Below are 3,478 nucleotides of genomic sequence, written 5' to 3'. Positions count from 1 at the left end.
GGTAATACAAGCTTATCTCCAGCCTTTTCCATGATGTCCTTAGCAACATCAATCTTATCTTTTTCAACTAGAGAATTACCAATTTTAATGCCCTTGGCAGCAAAGAATGTGTAGGCCATTCCACCACCAATGATGATCTTATCGGCCTTATCTAATAAGTGATCGATAACACCAATCTTATCGGAAACCTTTGCACCACCTAAAATAGCAACAAATGGGCGAACAGGGTTATCAACGGCATTTCCTAAGAACTTGATTTCCTTTTCCATTAAGAAACCAACTCCGGATTTACCATCACCGATGTTTTGAGCAATTCCTACATTAGAGGCGTGCTTACGGTGGGCAGTACCGAAGGCATCGTTAACGTAAACATCACCCAATGATGCCCAGTACTTACCTAATTCAGGATCATTACCTGATTCACGCTTAACATTTTCACCATCTTTAACATCTTCATAACGAGTGTTTTGAACCATCAGAACATCGCCATCTTTCATTTTGTCGATGGCATCTTCTAATTGCTTTCCTTCAGTAACTGGAACAAATGTTACTGGCTTGTCAAGAAGATTGGAAAGACGTTCAGCAACTGGTCGCATGGATAAACCAGGCTTGTCTTCTTCCTTCTTGATCCGTCCTAAGTGTGAGAACAGGATTGCCTTACCATTATGATCAATAACGTACTTAATCGTTGGCAATGCGGCAACAATCCGGTTATCATCGCCTACTACGCCGTCCTTAATTGGTACATTAAAGTCAACACGCATTAAAACCTTTTGACCTTCTAATGGAAGATCTTCAACAGTCATCTTAGCCATAATTAATTCTCCTCTTTCTGTCAAAAAGGTGGGCGGAGTTTCCTCCTCCCACCTTTTAGTTAGTACTTAATTTTGCTTACAGAGTAGCAAAGTGAAGCAAAGTACGGATCATGTTTGAAGTGAAACCGTATTCGTTGTCGTACCAAGCAACAGTCTTAACTAATTGTGAACCATCGTCGCCTTCCATGATTTCAGTTTGTGATGGATCAAATACTGAACCGTATGTTGAACCGATAATGTCAGTTGAAACAATTGGGTCTTCAGTGTAACCAAAGGCATCGTTGCCTGCAGTTGCCTTCTTCATGGAATCGTTGATTTCGTCAACAGTAACCTTCTTGTCCAAGATAGAAACAAGTTCAGTTAATGAACCGTCAACAACGCCAACACGTTGTGCGTGTCCAGAAAGCTTACCGTTCAATTCTGGGATAACAAGACCAATAGCCTTAGCAGCACCAGAAGAGTGAGGAATAGTGTTTACACTAGCAGTACGGTTGTTACGCATCTTCTTACCACGAGGGCCATCAAGAATTGCTTGAGTAGAAGTAAATGCGTGAATAGTTGTCATAGTACCAACTTTGATGCCGAAGTCCTTGTTAAGGAAGTAAGCCATTGGTGCAAGACAAGAAGTAGTACATGAACCAGCTGAAACGATCTTGTCGTCAGCCTTCAAAGTATCAAGGTTAACACCAGGAACAACAGTTGGGATGTTACCAGCAGGTGCAGAAATCAGAACACGCTTGGCACCAGCGTCCAAGTGAGCTTGTGACTTTTCAGCAGAAGTGTAGAAACCAGTACATTCAAGTACAAAGTCAACACCATCATTCTTAACCCAAGGAATATTACGTGCATCACGTTCTGCGTAAACTGGGTATTCCTTACCATCAACAACAATACCAGTGTCGGTAGCAGAAACTTCACCAGGGAACTTACCATGAGTTGAGTCATACTTCAAAAGGTAAGCAAGCATTGCAGGAGTAGTCAAATCGTTGATGGCTACAACTTCAATGTCCTTAGCACCCAATTCATGGATACGACGGAATGCTAAACGACCGATACGGCCAAAACCATTAATACCAATCTTTACAGTCATACTGCAAATTCCTCCTTTAGGAAAACATATAGTTAAATGTACGTATATTATTTTAACACTGAAAATTAGATTGTACAGATTAAAAATTAACGTACTTTGTTACGTGTTTATGATACTCGATAATTTTTATGATGTCTATATTACTAAAATCTAAAAATGTATATATCTTGTCTAACGGCCGTTTAGTAATTTTAAAAAAAGTATTGCAATTTTAGTTTGAATTCGATAACATATATTTGTTGTTAAGCGCTCTTAGTGTAATGGATCGCACGTGAGATTCCGGTTCTCGAGATCAGGGTTCGACTCCCTGGGAGCGCATTTCATGCCCAAGTGGCGGAATTGGCAGACGCGCAACGTTCAGGTCGTTGTATGGTTTACCATGTACAGGTTCGAATCCTGCCTTGGGCATAATTAGACCCTTTCGGGGTGTTCCAAAATGTCTTAATCGTTGGTATTAAGGCATTTTTATTTTTGCCAAAGCACCTAAAAACACCATTATTTTTAAATTCTGCTACCAAACTGCTACCAAAATTGAATATCAAAAACCGCTTCTAACCAGCGCTTAGACCACTTTCATTTTGAAGGTGGTTTTATTTTTGCTACCAATTGCTACCAAAATATGCTCTATACTGTTTATTGGTGTTCTATATACCTATTATATAGAATTATTTTCTAGTCATTTAACACCACAAAACAACACTGATTAATAATCTTGCTCCATGATTGCATCAAATAAGGCGGGATAAACTTGTTTCAATTGGCTACCAAACTCTAATAATGCTTCTCGTTCGTGTACATAGTATTGTGACTTGCTAATATTTAGCATTTTAATTACATGTTGCCCTTGTTGTTGCTCTAAATACCGATATTCAATTATCTTTTGGTGGTCTGGTGTACATCCGTCGACTGCTTGCTCAATTGCTAGAAAGCACTTTAGACATTTCTTACTTTCCGCCCTACGGTTTTAATTTCACGTTTCGCCCATGCTCCAGACCGTAAATAAATACTGTGATAGTCATTCTTGAAAAACTTTTTAATTGCGTTCGTTTGCTTATCTGCTTTTATGAAACACGCTCCTTTTTAGTACCTGAAAAATCTGACATTGGAAACCTTAATCATCATCAACCATTAAGCGGATGAAATACGTGCTATAATAGACTTGCTTATTTATCAACGGAAGTCGTCCATTGTGACGGCTTTTTTGTTATAATAAAATTCGATTGAATATTTAGGGGAGCCGCCGTTGTGGTGACTTTTTGAGTTCTGTATCTAGTGATACGGAACTCTTTTTTGTTATGGGTGCAAAATCAGCAATTATTGCACTGATAACAAATCACTTGCACCGATTACGCCAATAACTGACTACATAAAATACTACCAAATGCTACCAATTGTCAGCATCTATAATGCACGATCAAACACTGTTAAAGCTTTTGCGCTTGCTGTTCAGTAAAGAAATTAATTATCATCCGTTTGTATGGTGGATTATAGAATGAAGTTAGCCACCCAGTTGGTGGTAAATAAAAAAACGCCATTCGGCGTGACATCAGGTATCATATTAAGTGAACCAAAC

3 protein-coding genes and 1 tRNA gene are annotated in these 3,478 nt (G+C 38.9%); 1 reads left to right on the top strand and 3 read right to left on the bottom strand.

Annotation, left to right across the window (positions count from 1 at the left end; all coding sequences use genetic code 11):
• The coding region (locus tag H5975_RS07670; protein WP_204785546.1) for a phosphoglycerate kinase at window positions 1-815 on the bottom strand (815 nt) is incomplete at its 3' end.
• Between the two features lie 76 nt (window positions 816-891).
• Window positions 892-1,905: a type I glyceraldehyde-3-phosphate dehydrogenase gene (gene gap, locus H5975_RS07665; RefSeq protein WP_178661447.1), complete on the bottom strand. Its 1,014-nt coding sequence runs from the start codon at window positions 1,903-1,905 to the stop codon at window positions 892-894.
• A 324-nt stretch (window positions 1,906-2,229) separates the two neighbouring features.
• Here gap and H5975_RS07660 point away from each other — a divergent pair.
• Window positions 2,230-2,313, top strand: a tRNA-Leu gene (locus H5975_RS07660).
• Window positions 2,314-2,608: 295 nt separating this feature from the next.
• On the opposite strand, the gene H5975_RS09285 is transcribed toward H5975_RS07660, so the two are convergent.
• Window positions 2,609-2,824, bottom strand: coding sequence for a DUF1492 domain-containing protein (locus H5975_RS09285; protein ID WP_204785547.1), 216 nt, complete (start codon window positions 2,822-2,824; stop codon window positions 2,609-2,611).
• Between the last annotated feature and the right edge of the window lie 654 nt (window positions 2,825-3,478).

This window comes from Limosilactobacillus coleohominis (assembly GCF_016901675.1).
Lineage (GTDB): Bacteria > Bacillota > Bacilli > Lactobacillales > Lactobacillaceae > Limosilactobacillus > Limosilactobacillus intestinavium.
Note: the sequence above shows the minus strand (reverse complement) of the source record. Positions and strands in the feature narration are given on the sequence as shown.